Consider the following 18016-nt stretch of genomic DNA (forward strand, 5'->3'; position numbering starts at 1 on the left):
CCGTTGGCTGCCATGAAACATGTTTAACGGGCGCTCGTAACAGTCCTGCCGTCTCTGGCTTTCTGAAAGTGCGTTTCCCATGAGCATCTCGACTTCGGGAGATCGTTTCGCCGCTTTCCGGCATCGCTCCTATGCCCTGTTTTTCTCCTCGCGTTTCCTTGCCGCCTTCGCCATCCAGATCGTCAGCGTGTCCGTCGGCTGGCAGATGTATGAGGTGACGCGCAATACGCTTTATCTCGGCCTGATCGGGCTCGTGCAGTTTCTGCCGGCGCTGCTGCTCATCCTCGTCACCGGCTCGGTGGCTGATCGCTACAATCGCCGTGTCATCGTCTCGGCCTGCATGGTACTTGCCGCTATCTCCGCCGCAGCGCTTCTGGGCTTGACGCTGGTGGGTGCCTTCGAGCCGCTGCCTGTCTTTATCATCCTTGTCCTGTTCGGCATCGAGCGCGCCTTCATGGGGCCGGCCGTGCAGTCCTTGGCGCCCAATCTCGTTCCGGAAAAGGATCTCGCAAACGCCATTGCCTGGAATTCCTCGTCCTGGCAGACCGCATCGATCATCGGCCCGGTGGCCGGTGGCTTGCTCTATGGCCTTGGCGCATCGGTTGCCTATTCGGTCGCACTAGCCATGTTCGTGATTGGCGCGCTTCTGGTGTCGATCATTCCGAAGCCTGCGCAGCGAACATCGTCGAAGGCGACGAGCTGGACGGAAATCCTGGCCGGTTTCAGTTTCATCCGCCGTGAAAAAGTGGTGCTCGGCGCCATCTCGCTCGATCTGTTTGCCGTGCTTCTGGGCGGGGCGGTGGCGCTGATGCCGGTCTTCGCAACGGACGTTCTGGCACTCGGTCCGTTGGGGCTTGGCCTGCTGCGCTCGGCTCCGGGCGTTGGCGCCATTATCGTGGCGATCTGGCTGGCTTTTCGGCCGATCCAGCACAATGCCGGGATTGCCATGTTCGTTGGTGTTGCCCTGTTTGGTCTCGGCACCGCGGTTTTCGGCCTGTCGCAGACACCGTGGATATCGATTGCAGCGCTTGCGGTGATGGGCGCGTCCGACATGATTTCCGTCTATGTGCGCGAAACGCTGATCGCCTTGTGGACGCCGGATGAAGTGCGTGGCCGCGTCAACGCCGTCAACAGCGTGTTCATCGGCGCGTCCAACGAACTGGGCGAATTCCGCGCCGGCACGATGGCGCATATCATCGGTGCGGTTCCGGCCGTCGTCATCGGTGGTTTCGGAACGCTGGCGGTGGCGGTGATCTGGTCACTCGGTTTTCCGCAATTGCGCAAGATCGATAGCCTGCAGGCGCCTGACCGGACGGAACGGTAACGCTCAGGCGTTCGCCGATTTCGGCGCCGGGCTGTATTTGGGCAGTTCGGCTTCTTGCTTTTTCGGCTCGAAAACCAGATCCAGATAATTCCACAACCATTCCCTGAGCGGCTGGTCGAACAGCATGCGGCCTTCCAGATGCCTACTGCCGACCTGCGCATTCGGCATCGTAAATCGCTCGGCACCATGCACGACCCAGCGCTGCATCATTGCGCGGGTCAGTTCGGCGTGGAACTGCACACCCCAGGCATTGTCGCCGTACCGGATGGCCTGATGCGGGTAGGCGTCGCCTTCGGCCAGCAGTTGCGCGCCACGCGGCACGTCAAACCCTTCGCGATGAAAATGGTAGACCATCTTTGGCCAGTGCATGAGCAGGCGGCCATGCTCGGTCGGGCGCAGCGGGTACCAGCCGATTTCGGTCAGGCCCTGTTTATCCGCATGCACCTTGCCGCCGAGATGGCGTACCAGCATCTGTGCGCCCAGGCAGATGCCGAGATAGGGCTTGTTTTCCTTCAGCGGCACCTTGATCCAGTCGATCTCGTCCCTGACGAAATCATGCTCGTCATTGGCGCTCATCGGTCCACCAAAAATGACGGCGCCTGAATGGCCGGCAAGTGTCGAAGGCAGGCTGTCGCCAAGGGCCGGACGCCTTACATCGAGAGGATAACCTTTTTCAACCAGCATCTGCCCTACGCGACCGGGGGAGGACCGTTCCTGATGCAGGACGACGAGAACCGGTGCCTTATCTGTACGACGGTCAGGCGAGACGATCATTCCTGTTCCTCAATCTCCTCGGCAAGGTTTTGCGCTTTCGCACGCGAGGCGGCCTGCTGGCGTTGCAAGACCCGATCACGCGACGATACACCGAGCAGATCGGCAACCCGCCAGATGACGTGGTCTTCCATTTCGCTGCGGTCACCATCGGCATAAACGAGATCCCAGAGAATGCCGAGCAGTTCGGTACATTCCTCCGGCGACAGATGGCGTTTCAGATCCGAGGTGAAGCGGTAATAATCCACCGCCTCTAGACCGGCTTCCTGACCTGCCTCGATCAATACCTGCAACTGACCGCTTGTCAGGCCGTAACGCTCGCCGAGCAGGTCCTTCAGGCGTTGCATCTCGGACTTCGAAACCTTGCCGTCCGCTTCCATGACTTGAAAACAGAGGGCCGCGAATGCGACGCGCGGGTCATCACCTGAGAACTCGTTTTCCGGTCGGTCGGCCGTGAGCGTCTGGAGGAAAGCCTGAATCCTCTCCAGCATCAATAAAGCCTCAGCCGTGTCGGCGCTTCGTTGCTGGCAGCCTGATCCTTTACGCCCGGGTCATCTGGCGGTCGGCCGTTGAAGGGATCGGGTTCTGATTCTCTTGCCACGGGTTCGGTTTTTGCCGGTACCGGTGCAGGTGTCTGTGTCCGCGCTGGGGCCGGTGCCGGTGCCGGGGCCGGTTTGGCAATCGGCTTTTCCTCCACTTTGGCAAAGGTCAGGGGCGAAAATTTTTGCGTTTCGGCCGGTGTGGGTGCAGGTGCCGCAGAAGGTTTTTGCTCTGTCACAATGGAGGTTTTCTCCTCCGGTTTCGTCTCCGTGACTTTCACGTTGGTTTGTTCCGACGCGGTGTGAACAGCCGGCAGGCTGGCGATCGCGTTTTCGGCCAGACTGCCTTCCTCCACCGGGCTTTCCAGCTGGCCGAACGGCACCTTCCATTCGAATGCGTCCAGTTTGCCGGTTTTCGGCGACACCGCGAGCCAATGGTCGGAAACGATGCCGTCTGCCACCCAGGCCGGATCACGCGGCGCACGCAGTGCCTGACCGAGCCAGTGACGCACACGTCCCTGATCACAGGTATCCGCCTCCTCGATATCGGCGAGCAGCAGATAGACGCCTTCACGCGAATCCATGCGAGCCGCAGCTTCCGCCTTGGCACGAGCCTTGGCAAAATCCCTGGCGTCCAGCGCGGCGCGGGCAACGGTAATCAGCGATTCGACGTTGTTGGGGCGCAGGGCTTCCAGTTTTTCGGCGCGCTTCAGGCGGTCGATCGTGCTATCGCCACTGCGAGCACGAACATAGGCTTCGGCAAGTTCCGGGTGCGGCGCGATCTTCCAGAGGCTTTCGAGAACCGATGCCGTCTTGCGAAGATTGTTTTCGCGCGCATACGCTTTCGCAGCGATCACGCCGGCCGGCACCAGATCCTTGGCCAGTTTCAGCGCGGCGGTCGCATCGTCGCGGGCACCACGGGGGTCGCCTTCCAGCTTTTCGCCAGCCTTTGCGGTCAGGAGCACGGCTTTCAGACGATCGGCCTTGTCACGCTCGATAATGCCAGCCACGCGCTGCTGGTCGAGCAGGCGGATGGCATCCTCCCAGCGACCGGCCTGCGAGCGATATTCAAGCGTCGCCTGCGCGGCCCACGGCAGATAAGGCGCGTTTTCGGCAGCGCGCTCGGCATATTGCCGGGCGGCTTCGTCGGCACCGAGACGGCGGGCTTCGATATAGAGACCACGCAGGCCGATTTCGCGGGTTTCCGGGTCCTGCGACATCGATTCGAAGATCGTGCGGGCTTCGTCATGCTTGCCTTCGATCAGTGCCGTCTGCGCCTCAAGCAGCAGGATCAGCGGTTCCTGATCGGCGCGGATGAGGCTGCGGCTTCGCAGGCTCATCTTGCGGGCCAGATTGGCATTGCCGGCACCGGCAGCAATGAGGCCCGTCGACAGCGCCTGATAACCACGGTCACGCTTGCGGGCGCGAAAATGGCGCTGCACCAGATGCGGCGAGCTCCAGATGATGCGTACCAGCCAGCTGACAAACATCATGGCGGCCACGATGGCGACCAACAGCGTGGCGGCTACCATCAGGCTGGTTTCGATCAGTTGGCCCTGCCAGGTGATGGCGATCAGCCCCGGTCGGTCAGCCAGCCAGGAAAAACCCCAGCCGCAGGCCAGAACAACGATGGCGAATAAAAACAAACGGATCATCGATGAACCTCAGCCTGCATTGCTGGCGCCTGAAATGGCGCGGTTGAGCGTGTTGTCGACAAGGCCATCGACCTCGATACGGGCATCGAGCGTCTGCTTGTAGGCGACCGAGGCATCCTTGGCGGGTTGCGGCAGGGCTTCCCACTCTGTTGACGCCCCCTTCAGGTCCCCCTTGCGCAGCTTGTCTTCCATGCGGGCGACAACTGCTTCCGGCGTATCACCCTCGACATCGCCCACGGGACGAACCTTGAACATCTGCATGGCGCTGGACAGTAGCCGGCTACCGACCCCTGCCTGCTCGTCCATCTGATGAGCGGCGTTCAGGATGGTCGTGGCCGTCTGCGGAAATTTTTGGACGAGGTCTGATGCCGACGGCACACCGCTTTGTGCGAATTTTTCCAGCGTTTGCACAGCCGGTTCATTGCCCGAAATTCCTGAGAACGTCTGAAGTTCTCCGGTAAAGGGGCCGCCGCGATCGATTGCCGTCTTGAGCGCCGAAGCCGCAAGTGCCTTGGCAACGGCTTCCTCGCGGCCGGGCTGATCCACCTTGCTTTCCAGCGCAGCGAGGCGCTGTGTCAGGGCATCTGAAGCCGCACTGTTGGAACCGGCTTCGGCAATCCGGGCTTCCAGGGCCGCCAGACGTTCGGCGATCTCGGTTCCGACATTGCCAGTGCCTGCGGTCGCTGCCGTCTTGAGAGCCTCGATGGCGGATGTGCTGGATGCCAGTTGCTGGTTGAGGCTGTCGATCTGCTGCTGCAGGGCGCCAGTTTCCGTTGTGTTGCCCCCGGATGCGCCGGGAATGACGCCTGCGTAAAACATGCTACCGGCCAGCGCCAATGCGATGATGCCGCCAAAGATGCCTGCGGCGATCAGCGATGAGGTTGCCGGCGCCGGACGGGCAGGTGCTTTTGCGGCGGATGTTGCACCGTCGCCTGATGTCGCCGGTTTCGGCTGCGGATCAGATTTTGCTGTCGTCGATGACGCGCCGGCCGTGCTGCTTGCGCTGGTCGTGTTGGTGCCGAAGTTTTTCGGGGCGCCTGCGTTGGCAGAGCCGTCGACCGTATTGGCGCTTGCGCTATTGCTCCCGGATGTGGACGCGCTGCTGCCGGGCGAAGCGGTCGCTGCTGGTGTCGGGGTTGATGCCGGCGCGCTTGTGCCCGGTCCGGAGCTTGTCCCGGTCTTGAGCGGCTCAGCTGGTTTGGTCGGTTCAACCTTGCCGGTTGCCGTGCTGCCTGCCGCCGCCGGTTTTACATCGGCGATTTTGGTGTCTGCCGGCTTTGCCGTTTCGGCCTTAGATGTCACCGTGTCTTCCTTGGCGGATAAGGGTTTGCTGGTATCAGCCGCCTTGGCGTCCGTCTTTGCTGCAGCCACCGGAACGTCGCTGTCGTCACTGCGCACGGGTGTCGCGATCATGCTGACGTCTTCGGCCGCAAGATCGATCGTGACGGGAGACTTGTCCGATTTGGAGCGGCGTGGGGGCTTGTCCGAAACCATGGCAACCTCATTTCTTGGCATTCAATACAAAAGTAGACAGCGCGACCAGCGAAGGGAAGGGGCGCAAGCCCAATTAGGCTGCTGCAAGTGCCTTGTTATCCGACGTGATAGTTACAGAAGTGCCAGCAGGCTTGCTTCGTCAGGCCGTTCGGCAATTTTTACCCGGTCCTGCAACACGGAAGGTATGGCGTCGGCAATACGCGCGCCGAGGCAGGCGATTGCGCTGGAGCGCCATGCCGAGAGATTCTCGGCAATCGCCGGCAGCGCGAAAAAGAGACAGGCTGTTTCGCGCGAATGGAAAAGAATGGCGCCGGGCGGTGAGGCAAGCAGTGTATCGATGTCTGCAGATGACGGCTGAAGCGGCATCATTTCGTAACATTCGACGATGGAATGCGGAATTTCGGCTGTCTCGAGAGCTTTTTCAAACGTTGGTGATCTTGGCCGTCCTGTCAGGTAGATAACATGGGCCGGGGAATGCCGGACAATCAGCTCTGCCAGCGAAGCGCCGTCGCCATCGGCTATGCGGATATTTTTGAAGCCAGCATGTTCCGCTGCTGCCGCTGTCTTGCGGCCAACGGCAAAGAATGGCGTTTCCAGATGCGATGAGAGATCGAAACCAGCCAATGCTCGAAGCGCTTCCGCACTTGTTAGCGCGATAGCAGGGTAGGGGCGGGCAAGCGCCCGCTCTGCGGCATCTGTCAGATGTCGGGCTTCGCTCAGAGGCAGCAGTATCGGTTCGTGCCCCATGCCGCGAAGCTGGGTGGCGGTGGCTTCAGACCTGTTGAGCGGCCGTGTTACCACCACCCGCATCGGTCAGCTCCAACTGGTGAAAAAGCCGGGACCGGCGGCGGTGCGTACAGTTTCACCCGCCTGCTTGCCGAGCTTGACGGCGTCGTCACGCAAACCGTCGATGCTGACGGCATGTTCCCTTGTGCCGTCCGGCGTGAGAATCAGGCCGGAAAATTTCAGGTGGTCGCCATCCAGGACCGTGTAACCGGCGATCGGCGTGCGACAGGAGCCATCCAGAACTTCCAGAAAGGCGCGTTCACAGGAAACCGCGTCAAAGGTCGGTTTGTGGTTGATGCCTTCGAGCAGATCAAGCACGCGACGGTCACCGATCCGGCTTTCAATGCAGATCGCGCCCTGCGCCGGCGCCGGCGGAAACTCCGTCGGGTCGAGCAGTTCGGTGATCACATCTTCGCGGCCAAGGCGTTTCAGGCCGGCGAGCGCGAGAAGCGTGGCATCGACCTGCCCTTCATTGAGCTTGCGCAGCCGGGTTTCCACCGAGCCGCGAAAAACGATGACCTCGATATCCGGGCGCATGCGGCGGATCAGTGCCTGTCGGCGCAGCGAAGCGGAACCCACAACAGCACGGTCGGGCAGGGCGGTCAGGCTCGGCGCGGTGCGGCCGACCACGGCATCACGAAAATCCTCGCGTGGCAGATAGGCGGAAATTTCCAGCCCTTCCGGCAGCCATGTGGGCATGTCCTTGGAAGAGTGAACGGCAAAATCCAGCTCGCCGGACAACAGCTGCTGCTCCAGTTCCTCTGTGAACAGGCCTTTGCCGCCGATCTCGCTCAGGGCGCGGTCGGTAATGCGGTCGCCCTTGGTCGATAGCACCACGACTTCGAACATTTCTTCGGGCAGGCCGTGGGCTTCCATCAGACGGGAACGAGTTTCGGCGGCCTGGGCGAGGGCCAGCGGGCTGCCACGCGTGCCGATCCGGAAAGGTTTTGTTTGCATCCGCAGTCATCCATTGTTAGGCGGTAGCTTCGTAACCGGCTTCTAGCCCCATCGCAATCAATCCGACAGACCCATGGCACCGTTTCTGCGTATTCTCGGCATCGAAACCAGCTGCGACGAGACCGCCGCGGCGGTGGTCGCACGTCACGACGACGGTCGTGGCGAAATCCTCTCCGACGTTGTTTTTTCGCAGCTTGAGGAGCATAGCGCCTATGGCGGCGTCGTGCCGGAAATTGCCGCGCGTGCCCATGTCGAAGCCGTTGACGGGCTGATCAACGAGGCGCTTGCCCGCGCCAATCTGTCGCTGTCGGATATTGACGCCATCGCCGCGACGTCGGGTCCAGGGCTGATCGGCGGCCTGCTGGTCGGCCTGATGACCGGCAAAGCGATTTCGCTTGCCACCGGCAAACCGCTTTATGCGATCAACCATCTCGAAGGGCATGCGCTAACGGCGCGGCTGACAGACGGTTTGTCCTTCCCTTACCTGATGCTGCTTGTTTCCGGCGGCCATACGCAGCTTATTCTGGTCAAGGGTGTCGGCGAATACGAGCGCTGGGGCACGACGATCGATGACGCGCTCGGCGAAGCTTTTGACAAGACGGCTAAGCTGCTCGGCCTGCCTTATCCCGGCGGTCCGGCGGTGGAAAAGGCGGCGCTTTCCGGCAACCCGGATCGTTTTGTCCTGCCGCGTCCGCTGGTCGGCGAAGCCCGTCTCGATTTCTCCTTCTCCGGTTTGAAAACGGCCGTACGTCAGGCGGCGACCGAAATCGCGCCTCTTTCCGATCAGGATGTCGCCGATATCTGCGCCTCCTTCCAGAAGGCGATTTCGCGCACGCTGAAGGACCGCATCGGCCGTGGTCTGGCGCGCTTCAAGGCCGAATATTCGGATGTTGACGAGCCTGCGCTTGTCGTTGCCGGTGGTGTTGCCGCCAATCAGGAAATTCGCCGCACGCTGCAATCGTTGTGCTCCGAACACCGGTTCAATTTCATCGCGCCGCCGATGAATCTGTGTACCGATAATGCCTCGATGATCGCATGGGCCGGACTTGAGCGGATGGCCAGGGATGTGTCGCCCGATACGCTCGAAGTTGCGCCGCGTTCGCGCTGGCCGCTCGATACGGCTGTGCAAACCCTGCTCGGTTCTGGCAAGAGGGGAGCGAAGGCATGAGCGGACGCCAGAAGATCGCCGTCATCGGTGCCGGTGCTTTCGGCACCGCGCTCGCCACCGTTATGGCGCTGGATGGCCGCTCGGATGTCACGCTTGTCGGACGTGATCTGGCATTGATGGCCGACCTGCGTGATGACCGCATGCATGATGCGGCTTTGCCGGGTGTGCCGCTGCCGGATGGTCTGCAGTTTTCGGCAGAGCCGGATGCATTGGAACAGGCCGATCTCGTTCTTTTCGCCATGCCGGCGCAGGCGCATGATGCCGCCGCACACTATTACGGTCCTTATCTGCGCGGTGACGTCGTGGTCGTCACCTGTGCCAAGGGCATCGAACGGTCGAGCGGACGCATGCTGACGGATGTGCTCAAGGCCTCGCTGCCGAACAATACGGTGGCGGTTCTTTCCGGTCCCGGTTTTGCCGCCGATATCGCGCGCGGCCTACCGACGGCCATGTCGATTGCCGCGGAAGATTTAGGCGTTGCCGAACATCTGGCACAAACCATTTCCAGCCCGACCTTCCGTCTTTATGCCTCGTCCGATCGCATCGGCGTGCAATTGGGTGGCGCCTTGAAAAACGTGCTGGCGATTGCCTGCGGCGTCGTTGAGGGCGCCGGTCTTGGCGATAGCGCCCGTGCGGCGCTGATCGCGCGCGGCCTTGCGGAAATGTCGCGTCTGGTCGTGGCGCTGGGTGGCTCCGCCGACACGGTGCGCGGCCTGTCCGGCCTTGGCGACCTCGTGCTGACGGCGACGAGCCACCAGTCGCGCAACCTGCGTTTCGGCATCGCGCTCGGTGAAGGTGTGCCGGCGGATTCAGCGGCGGGCGGGCTTGTCGAAGGCGCACACACTGCGTCTGTTGCTGTCAGGCTGGCGCGAAAGAACGGCGTCGAAATGCCGGTCGCGGAAGCGGTTGCGGCCATTATCGATGGCCGGCTCGGTGTTCGCGACGCCATGGAAGCATTGATGACGCGGCCGATCACCACGGAATGATTTTTGTCACGGGAGTTCTGACACCATGCCTCTCTTCTCCTTTCTCTGCACCGACAAGCCGAATTCTCTCGAATTGCGCATGGCGACGCGCCCGCCGCATGTCGAGCATCTGACGGCGCTCAACGAAAAGGGCATTCTGAAAATGGCCGGCCCGTTTCTCGATGCCGATGGCAAGCCGAATGGCAGCCTGGTGATCGTCGAGACAGCCACGATCGAGGAAGCGAAAGCGCTTGCCGATGCCGATCCCTACGCAAAGGCCGGCCTGTTCGAGAAGGTCGAAGTGAAACCGTTCAACTGGGTTTTCAACCCGCCGAAGGCTTGATCGCATATGGCTTACTGGCTTTTCAAATCCGAACCTGACGTCTGGTCCTGGGAGCAGCAGAAGGCGAAGGGCGCCGCCGGCGAAGAATGGACCGGCGTGCGCAACTATCAGGCACGCAACAACATGCGGGCCATGAAGATCGGCGACAAGGGGTTCTTCTACCACTCCAACGAGGGACTGGAGATCGTCGGTATCGTTGAGGTCTGCGCGCTGTCGCATCCGGATAGTTCGGCCAAGGGCGATCCCAAATGGGATTGCGTGGATATCCGCGCCGTCACGGACATGCCGAAACCGATCACGCTCAAGGACGTCAAGGCCAATCCAAAGTTCGAAAAGATGTCGCTGGTGACATCGATGCGGCTTTCGGTGCAGCCGGTGACGGACGAGGAATATCTTGAGATTTCCCGTCTCGGCGGTCTCGACAATCCGCCGAAGTCGCCGGATTGATCCAAAGGGCTGGTGCGGTGTGAAGACCGATCCCAAAACCTTCATCCTCGAAAATACCGATCTCATGCGTCCGCCGCATGTGCCGGAAGTATTGTTGCATCTGGCCAGTGAAGCGCATGATCTCTGGCTGAAGACAGAGGATGAGTTACAGGAGATCGGTCTGCCGCCGCCCTTCTGGGCTTTTGCCTGGGCAGGCGGGCAGGGGCTTGCTCGACATGTTCTCGATCATCCCGAATTGGTGGCCGGCAAGCGGGTGCTGGATTTCGCCACGGGCTCGGGACTGGTGGCGATTGCGGCGATGAAGGCCGGAGCGGCGGATGTTCTGGCTGCCGATATCGATCCCTGGGTGGAAACGGCCGTTTCGCTCAATGCCGAAGCCAACGGTATCGAACTGGTTTTCATGCGCGAAAATCTGATCGACCAAGCGGTCGATGCCGATGTCGTGCTCGCGGGCGACGTCTTTTACGACCGTGATTTCGCAGCAATGCTTGTGCCGTGGTTCAGACGGCTTTCCGCGCAAGGTAAGTCGGTGATCGTTGGCGATCCCGGCCGCAGCTATTGCCCGAAGGAAAGCCTAGTCGCTTTGGCAACTTATGAAGTGCCGGTCACACGCGCGCTGGAAGATAGCGAGGTCAAGCGAACCACCGTCTGGCAATTCGCCTGAAGCTCGTAAACCCTGTTAATCAGCGATCGCCGCGAATGACGCATACACCAGCTTCCATGGCGCAGCCGTTACGTGGTGCAAACGCATCGTCATAGGCTACGGCATCCACATCGATGATCTTCGCCTTGGGCGCGAGGGCTGTGGTTGATCTGGCGCTTTTGCGCTTTTCGCGGGTTTCACGCTTGTCGATAAATGTACTGACAATAAACAGCGAAGGATAATGGCGCTCGCCGGAATAGTATCTGCCTTGATCTTGGCCGCTATAGGAACGTGCCCCGATAGAATTGCCAAGAGACCCGTTGCCGCTGCCAAGAGAACGATCATTGGCATTGGCGATAGGTGCGGCGCACACAAACAGAAGAGCGGCAGTCATGCCGCGGCAGATGCTTTTCGCCATCATGGCGGATCCTCCGAACGCATTACGGTTAATCAATCGTTAACACATAAGAATCGGGAAAACGCCAGTAGTTTTTATCTTCTCCGAAAACTGACTGAAATGGTTAACTTTTGCGGCGGAGAAAATGCGGCATGAGAGTGCCGCTTCCCAATCGATTAAATTCGGAATCGCTCTGAAATAAGCTTGTCGTCGCGGCAATCGGCGATTAAAGCATCGCATGATGCAATGCACATTTCTTCGGCATCGTGCATTGCCGGGAAAGCGCCAGGAGGTTTGCGCGCCCCGTGATACGCCGCGAGGATATGATGGCGAATGTGACGAATAAGCGGCCCCTGTCGCCGCACCTGCAAATCTACAAGCCCATTCCCACTATGGTTATGTCGATTGTTCACCGTATTACCGGTGGAGCACTGGCTGTGGGAACCATTATTTTGGCATGGTGGCTAATTGCCGCAGCCTCGGGCAAGCCGTATTTCGATTGGATCAGCTGGCTGCTCGGCACCTGGATCGGTCTTCTCGTGCTGTTCGGCTATACCTGGGCGCTGGTTCACCACATGCTCGGCGGCATGCGCCACTTCATGTGGGACATGGGCCACGGCTTCGACAAGCACTTCACCACCAAGCTGGCGATTGCGCTTCCGATCGTCTCGATCTGTCTCACCGTGGTGATCTGGATCGTCGGTCTGGCGATCTGAGGGGAAAAATCATGGATATGCGTACGCCTCTGGGCAAAGTTCGCGGTCTCGGGTCGGCCAAGGAAGGCACCGAGCATTTCTGGGTGCAGCGGATGTCTGCCGTGGCCATGGTGCCGCTGGCCATCTTTTTCATCATCTTCCTGATCCGCTACGCGGGCGCTCCTTACGAGGAAGTCGTCGGCGCGCTGTCGAACCCGATCGTTGCCGTCCTGTTCGGCATGATGATCATTGCCGGTCTCGTGCACATGCGCATCGGCATTCAGGAAATCATCGTTGACTATGTCCATCACGAAGGACTGAAGTTCCTCGTGCTGATGCTCAATACATTTTTTGCAATGCTGATCGGTGGTCTCTGTCTTTTCGCCGTTCTGAAGATTGCGTTCGTAGGATAACCCGCCATGGCATCCGTTACCCCTATCGCCCCATCGGCCTCTCAGAACGGCAAGGCCTATACCTATGTCGACCATTCCTATGACGTGATCGTCGTTGGTGCCGGTGGCGCCGGCCTGCGTGCCACGCTCGGCATGGCCGAACAGGGCTTTAAAACCGCCTGCATCACAAAAGTTTTCCCGACGCGTTCGCACACCGTCGCGGCACAGGGCGGCATTGCCGCCTCGCTGCAGAACATGACGCCGGACAGCTGGCAGTGGCACCTCTATGACACCGTCAAGGGTTCCGACTGGCTCGGCGATGTCGACGCCATGCAGTACATGGTCATGGAAGCGCCGAAGGCCGTTTACGAACTCGAGCATTACGGCGTGCCGTTCTCGCGTAACGAGGAAGGCAAGATCTATCAGCGCCCGTTCGGCGGCCACATGCAGAATTTTGGCGCCGGCCCGCCGGTACAGCGCACCTGCGCTGCCGCCGACCGTACCGGTCACGCCATCCTGCACACGCTGTATGGTCAGTCGCTGCGCAACAATGCCGAATTCTTCATCGAATATTTCGCGCTCGATCTGATCATGTCGGACGATGGCAGCCGCTGCGAAGGCGTCGTTGCTTGGAACCTCGATGACGGCACGATCCATCGTTTTGCCGCCAAGATGGTGGTTCTGGCGACCGGTGGTTACGGCCGCGCCTATTTCTCAGCAACGTCCGCCCATACCTGCACCGGCGACGGTGGCGGCATGGTGGCGCGCGCCGGCCTGCCGATGCAGGACATGGAATTCGTTCAGTTCCACCCGACCGGCATTTACGGTTCGGGCTGCCTGATCACCGAAGGTGCACGCGGCGAAGGCGGTTATCTCGTCAATTCTGAAGGCGAGCGCTTCATGGAGCGTTATGCGCCTTCGGCCAAGGACCTAGCCTCGCGTGACGTGGTTTCGCGCTGCATGACGATGGAAATCCGTGAAGGCCGCGGCGTCGGCAAGAACAAGGATCACATCTTCCTGCATCTCGACCATCTCGATCCAGCCGTTCTGCACGAACGCCTGCCGGGCATTTCCGAGAGCGCCAAGATTTTTGCGGGCGTCGACGTGACGCGCGAACCGATTCCGGTCCTGCCGACCGTTCACTACAACATGGGCGGCATTCCGACCAACTACTGGGGCGAAGTGCTGAACGCCGATGCCAACAATCCGGAACGCATCCTGCCGGGTCTGATGGCCGTGGGTGAAGCCGGTTGCGCATCGGTTCACGGTGCCAACCGCCTCGGCTCCAACTCGCTGATTGACCTTGTGGTTTTCGGCCGCGCCGCCGCCATCCGCGCCGGTCAGGTCATCGACCGCGCCTCGCCGATCCCGGCGCTCAACACGGCCGCATGCGACAAGATCATGGACCGTTTCGACGGTCTGCGTCACGCTTCCGGCGGCACGCCGACGGCGGTTCTGCGTGATCGCATGCAGCGCACCATGCAGGACGATGCTGCCGTCTTCCGTACCCAGGAATCGCTCGAATCCGGCTGTCGCCGCATGAGCCAGATCTGGGGCGAGATGAAGGATATCAAGGTCACCGACCGTTCGATGATCTGGAACTCCGATCTCGTCGAGACGCTGGAACTGCACAACCTGATGGCCAACGCGATCACCACGGTGTATGGCGCGGAAGCCCGCAAGGAAAGCCGCGGTTCGCACGCGCGCGAAGACTATACCGAGGGTGCATTCGCCGGACGTGACGACGTCAACTGGCGCAAGCATACGCTCGCCTGGGTCAATGATGCCGGCGACGTCAAGCTCGACTATCGCCCGGTCCACACCGACCTGATCGCCGACGGCATCGATCCTTACAAGATCGAGCCCAAGGCGCGCGTCTATTGATCTGAAGGGAATTGGACCATGGTTGAACTCGCTCTCCCCAAAAATTCCCAGATGACCGAAGGCAAGGTCTGGCCGAAGCCGGAAGGTGCCCAGAACGTTCGGGAATATCGCATCTATCGCTGGAACCCGGATGACGGCCAGAACCCGCGGATCGATACCTATTACATCGATATCGACGATTGCGGCCCGATGGTGCTGGACGGTCTCTTGTACATCAAGAACAAGATCGACCCGACGCTGACGCTGCGCCGTTCCTGTCGCGAGGGCATTTGCGGTTCCTGCGCGATGAACATCGACGGCACCAACACGCTGGCCTGCACCAAGGGCATGGACGACGTGAATGGTACGGTAAAAGTTTATCCGCTGCCGCATATGCCGGTCGTGAAGGATCTCGTTCCGGACCTCAACAACTTCTACGCCCAGCACCGCTCCATCGAGCCGTGGCTGAAGACGGTATCGCCGACGCCGGCCAAGGAGTGGAAGCAGAGCCATGAGGATCGCCTCAAGCTCGACGGTCTCTATGAGTGCATCCTGTGTGCCTGTTGCTCGACCTCCTGTCCGAGCTATTGGTGGAATGGCGACAAGTATCTCGGTCCGGCTGTTTTGCTGCAGGCCTATCGTTGGCTGATCGATAGCCGCGATGAAGCCAAGGGCGAGCGTCTCGACGATCTCGAGGATCCCTTCCGTCTTTATCGCTGCCACACGATCATGAACTGCGCCCAGGCCTGCCCCAAGGGTCTGAACCCGGCCAAGGCAATTGCCGAAATCAAGAAGATGATGGTCGAGCGCCGCGTTTAAGGCGCTCGAAGGATAGACATGTCACTGAGCGAATTCGATCCGCTTGCCGTTGCCGAAATCCGCAAGCGGCTCGAATCCGTCAAGGCATCCGGTATCCGCATCGGCTTTGCCATTGAAAGCGGCAGTCGCGCCTGGGGTTTCCCGTCCCCCGATAGCGATTACGACTGCCGTTTTATCTATGTGCGTTCCCGTAACGATTATCTCAGCCTGTTTCCCAAACGCGATGTCATCGAATTTCCGATCGTCGGGGACGTCGACGCCGGCGGCTGGGATCTGCGCAAGGCGCTGCTTCTTGCATTGAAGGGCAATGCGGCGCTGGTGGAATGGGTGACGTCGCCGATTGCCTATGAGGAAGAGCCGGGTTTTCGCGACCGGCTGAAGCTGCTGCTTGACGAGATCATGGTGCCGCGCAAGGTGGCGCTGCATTATGTCGGGCTGCTGCATCGGCATGTGCCGGCGGACAATTTCGCCCAATCAAAGCTCAAGAAGCTGCTTTATGCAGTGCGTCCGGCCATTTCCCTGCGGTGGATGAGCGAGCGGGGTTTTGACGCCCTTCCGCCAATGAACATCATGGAGTGCCTCGATGGCTGTCGTGTGCCGGATGAGCAACGTCAGGCCATTGTCGATCTGGTCGCCTTGAAAAAGGTGACGCGAGAAATGGGCGAGGGGCCTGTGCCGGCACCGATCGCCGCCCTACTTCAGGAAGCGTTGATGGCATTCGGCGGGCTTTCGAAAACCTTCGATCCTGCCGAGATTTCTGAAAACGAAACGATGAAACAGCAGGCAGATGCCTTCTTTATCAGGGAAATCGATCAGGGCGGCTGACGGTCGGGCAAGGTCAAAGCCTCGTCAAATTGTTGTGGTACGACTTGATTAACCAAATCGCTTTACGATAATCGGGCTTAAATTCAGTGGCCCTGGGCCAGTGGCATGGTGCGGCGCGCACTGAACGCAGGAGTGGAATGATGCAGTTGAAATACGTGGTGACAGGACTTGTGGTTGCCGTTGCTCTCGCTGGCTGCCAGAGAACGTCCAACAACCCCTATAACAATCTGCAGTCGCCGCCGCCGCTTCAGGCGCAGCCGGTGCCGTCCGTGCAGTCCGGCCAGTTGCCGCCTCCGGGCGCCGGTGGCCAGCAGTTCCCGAACGCGCCGATGGGCAATCAGAACATGGCGTCGCTCGATCCGGGCGCCACGCCTGCCAATGCGATGGATGTCACCAAGGAATCCATGGTGGGCAACTGGCGCGTTTCCAATGGCGGCGCGTCCTGCGACATGTTCCTGACGCTGACCAATCTCGGCAGCGGTTCGCGTGGCGGTACGCGCGGTTGCGCCGGCGAACTCACGGCCATGGGCTCGTGGGAAGTGTCCGGCAAGATGGTCCAGTTCAAGAACCGCAATGGCGATGTCATCGGCCGCGTCTACAAGAGCGCCGACAACCGTTACGATGGCACCACCAATTCCGGCCAACCGGTCAGCCTCAGCCGCTAAAACCCGCAGGGTATCGGCGGGGAGGGCTGATTGGAACGCATACCGGATTATAAGCTGAGCGTCGGCGACGAACTCAAGTCGCTGACCTCGGCAGGCAAGCTGCAGGCGGACGCCGCGCAGCTTGAAGTCGCCGCAAGGCTCGATCACGTGCTTTCCTCTCTGCGGGACATGCGCCCCGCCAAGAAGAAAAGCGCGCTCGGCTGGCTTTTTGCACGTGGTGCCAAGCCCCAGCACATTCGCGGGCTTTATGTTTACGGCAGTGTCGGCCGCGGCAAGACCATGTTGATGGACATGTTCTTTGCGAAGGCTCCCGTGGAGCGCAAACGCCGCCTGCATTTTCATGAATTCATGGCGGATGTTCATGGCCGGATTCATGAGCATCGCCAGAAGCTGAAAAACGGCGAGACCAAGCAGGCCGACCCGGTGCCGCCAGTTGCCGCCGCCCTGTTCGCCGAAGCCGAGCTTCTGTGTTTCGACGAATTCACCGTCACCGACATTGCCGATGCGATGATCCTCGGCCGGTTGTTCACCGAACTGTTTTCGCTTGGCTGCGTCTTGATCGCTACCTCCAATGTCGAGCCGCAGAATCTTTACAGGGAAGGGCTCAATCGCAGCCTCTTCCTGCCGTTCATCGCGCTTCTTCAGGAGAATGTCGACGTCATCACGCTCGACTCGCCGACCGATTATCGTATGGAAAAACTCGCAAGCCTGCCGGTCTACATGACCCCGGCGGATGCACATGCGGACGCCGCGATGGAAGCGGCTTGGCATCACATCACCGATGGCGCAAAATCCGCGCCGGACGAGATCCCGATGAAAGGCCGCAGCATACATGTGCCGATTGCCGCCGGACGCGCGGCGCGCTTCAATTTTGCTGACCTCTGCGAGAGACCGCTCGGCGCCAGCGATTTTCTGGCCATTGCCGACCGTTACGATGCCATATTCATCGAGCACATTCCAAAACTCAACCCGGAGAGACGCAACGAGACGAAGCGTTTCATTACGCTGGTCGATGCACTCTACGATAAATCCGTCCGTCTTTATGCAACGGCAGCGGCGCCTGCGGAGGATCTTCTGACCGAGCGTCGCGGCACCGAGGGGTTCGAATTCGACCGTACCGTATCCCGTCTTTTCGAAATGCGTTCACCCGATTATCTCGCACTGCACAAAAGCGAACGTGCTGATATCTAACACATTGATGACAAAAATTCTTACGTTTACGTAAGAATTTTGATATCTAAACGATTGAAAAATATAGCGTCGAATTA

At 60.1% G+C, this 18016-nt stretch carries 20 protein-coding genes; 13 read left to right on the forward strand and 7 right to left on the reverse strand.

Translation table 11 applies throughout. The features are described 5' to 3' along the window. Positions 1-79: 79 nt before the first annotated feature. The gene (locus ACRQ1B_RS20885) at positions 80-1324 is read left to right on the forward strand and encodes an MFS transporter (RefSeq protein WP_432295976.1); all 1245 of its coding nucleotides are present in this window, start codon (positions 80-82) and stop codon (positions 1322-1324) included. A 3-nt stretch (positions 1325-1327) separates the two neighbouring features. Here the strand turns inward: ACRQ1B_RS20885 and ACRQ1B_RS20890 are convergent, their stop codons facing one another. From ACRQ1B_RS20890 to hemC, 6 genes are all read right to left on the reverse strand, one after another. After that, a complete protein-coding gene (locus tag ACRQ1B_RS20890) occupies positions 1328-2098 on the reverse strand; it encodes a glutamine amidotransferase (RefSeq protein ID WP_432295977.1) in 771 nt (256 codons plus the stop codon). Beyond that, on the reverse strand, positions 2095-2586 hold the full coding sequence (locus ACRQ1B_RS20895; protein WP_432295978.1) for a tellurite resistance TerB family protein: 492 nt from the start codon (positions 2584-2586) through the stop codon (positions 2095-2097). The genes ACRQ1B_RS20890 and ACRQ1B_RS20895 overlap by 4 nt, the downstream gene beginning before the upstream one ends. Continuing rightward, positions 2586-4289, reverse strand: coding sequence for a heme biosynthesis protein HemY (locus tag ACRQ1B_RS20900; RefSeq protein ID WP_432295979.1), 1704 nt, complete (start codon positions 4287-4289; stop codon positions 2586-2588). Before ACRQ1B_RS20900 ends, ACRQ1B_RS20895 begins: the two co-directional genes overlap by 1 nt. A 9-nt stretch (positions 4290-4298) precedes the next feature. Continuing rightward, on the reverse strand, positions 4299-5783 hold the full coding sequence (locus tag ACRQ1B_RS20905; RefSeq protein ID WP_432295980.1) for a COG4223 family protein: 1485 nt from the start codon (positions 5781-5783) through the stop codon (positions 4299-4301). Between the two features lie 111 nt (positions 5784-5894). Continuing rightward, entirely contained in the window at positions 5895-6593 is a 699-nt protein-coding gene (locus ACRQ1B_RS20910; RefSeq protein ID WP_432295981.1) for a uroporphyrinogen-III synthase, read from the reverse strand. Between the two features lie 3 nt (positions 6594-6596). Beyond that, positions 6597-7526 (reverse strand): hydroxymethylbilane synthase, encoded by a 930-nt coding sequence (gene hemC / locus ACRQ1B_RS20915; protein WP_432295983.1) that lies wholly within the window; start codon positions 7524-7526, stop codon positions 6597-6599. Between the two features lie 73 nt (positions 7527-7599). Here hemC and tsaD point away from each other — a divergent pair, with 73 nt between their 5' ends. The 5 genes from tsaD to ACRQ1B_RS20940 are packed head-to-tail and all read left to right on the forward strand — an operon-like array spanning position 7600 to position 11113. Further along, positions 7600-8694, forward strand: coding sequence for a tRNA (adenosine(37)-N6)-threonylcarbamoyltransferase complex transferase subunit TsaD (tsaD, locus tag ACRQ1B_RS20920; protein ID WP_432295984.1), 1095 nt, complete (start codon positions 7600-7602; stop codon positions 8692-8694). Continuing rightward, positions 8691-9680, forward strand: a complete 990-nt coding sequence (locus ACRQ1B_RS20925; protein WP_432295985.1) for an NAD(P)H-dependent glycerol-3-phosphate dehydrogenase — start codon at positions 8691-8693, stop codon at positions 9678-9680. Before tsaD ends, ACRQ1B_RS20925 begins: the two co-directional genes overlap by 4 nt. 25 nt (positions 9681-9705) lie before the next feature. Then, complete coding sequence (locus ACRQ1B_RS20930; protein WP_432295986.1) at positions 9706-10002, forward strand: YciI family protein; 297 nt, start codon at positions 9706-9708, stop codon at positions 10000-10002. Positions 10003-10008: 6 nt separating this feature from the next. Continuing rightward, positions 10009-10449 (forward strand): EVE domain-containing protein, encoded by a 441-nt coding sequence (locus tag ACRQ1B_RS20935; RefSeq protein ID WP_432295987.1) that lies wholly within the window; start codon positions 10009-10011, stop codon positions 10447-10449. Between the two features lie 19 nt (positions 10450-10468). Continuing rightward, positions 10469-11113 carry a class I SAM-dependent methyltransferase gene (locus tag ACRQ1B_RS20940; protein WP_432295988.1) on the forward strand — a complete coding sequence of 215 codons (645 nt, stop codon included), beginning with the start codon at positions 10469-10471 and terminating at the stop codon, positions 11111-11113. Positions 11114-11132: 19 nt separating this feature from the next. On the opposite strand, the gene ACRQ1B_RS20945 is transcribed toward ACRQ1B_RS20940, so the two are convergent. Next, entirely contained in the window at positions 11133-11513 is a 381-nt protein-coding gene (locus ACRQ1B_RS20945; protein WP_432295989.1) for a hypothetical protein, read from the reverse strand. A gap of 302 nt (positions 11514-11815) precedes the next feature. Here ACRQ1B_RS20945 and sdhC point away from each other — a divergent pair, with 302 nt between their 5' ends. The 7 genes from sdhC (at position 11816) to zapE (ending at position 17939) form a co-directional block, all read left to right on the forward strand. Continuing rightward, complete coding sequence (sdhC, locus tag ACRQ1B_RS20950) at positions 11816-12205, forward strand: succinate dehydrogenase, cytochrome b556 subunit (RefSeq protein ID WP_306834224.1); 390 nt, start codon at positions 11816-11818, stop codon at positions 12203-12205. Positions 12206-12216: 11 nt separating this feature from the next. Then, positions 12217-12597, forward strand: coding sequence for a succinate dehydrogenase, hydrophobic membrane anchor protein (gene sdhD / locus ACRQ1B_RS20955; RefSeq protein WP_432295991.1), 381 nt, complete (start codon positions 12217-12219; stop codon positions 12595-12597). Between the two features lie 6 nt (positions 12598-12603). Further along, positions 12604-14460, forward strand: coding sequence for a succinate dehydrogenase flavoprotein subunit (gene sdhA, locus ACRQ1B_RS20960; protein ID WP_432295992.1), 1857 nt, complete (start codon positions 12604-12606; stop codon positions 14458-14460). An 18-nt stretch (positions 14461-14478) separates the two neighbouring features. Continuing rightward, a complete protein-coding gene (locus tag ACRQ1B_RS20965) occupies positions 14479-15258 on the forward strand; it encodes a succinate dehydrogenase iron-sulfur subunit (protein ID WP_432295993.1) in 780 nt (259 codons plus the stop codon). An 18-nt stretch (positions 15259-15276) separates the two neighbouring features. Beyond that, positions 15277-16083: a nucleotidyltransferase domain-containing protein gene (locus tag ACRQ1B_RS20970; protein WP_432295994.1), complete on the forward strand. Its 807-nt coding sequence runs from the start codon at positions 15277-15279 to the stop codon at positions 16081-16083. A 140-nt stretch (positions 16084-16223) separates the two neighbouring features. Then, entirely contained in the window at positions 16224-16748 is a 525-nt protein-coding gene (locus ACRQ1B_RS20975; RefSeq protein ID WP_432296143.1) for a protease inhibitor Inh/omp19 family protein, read from the forward strand. A 30-nt stretch (positions 16749-16778) separates the two neighbouring features. Beyond that, on the forward strand, positions 16779-17939 hold the full coding sequence (gene zapE / locus ACRQ1B_RS20980; RefSeq protein ID WP_432295995.1) for a cell division protein ZapE: 1161 nt from the start codon (positions 16779-16781) through the stop codon (positions 17937-17939). Positions 17940-18016: the final 77 nt, after the last annotated feature.

The organism is Endobacterium panacihumi, assembly GCF_050847465.1.
In the GTDB taxonomy this organism is placed as follows: domain Bacteria; phylum Pseudomonadota; class Alphaproteobacteria; order Rhizobiales; family Rhizobiaceae; genus Neorhizobium; species Neorhizobium panacihumi.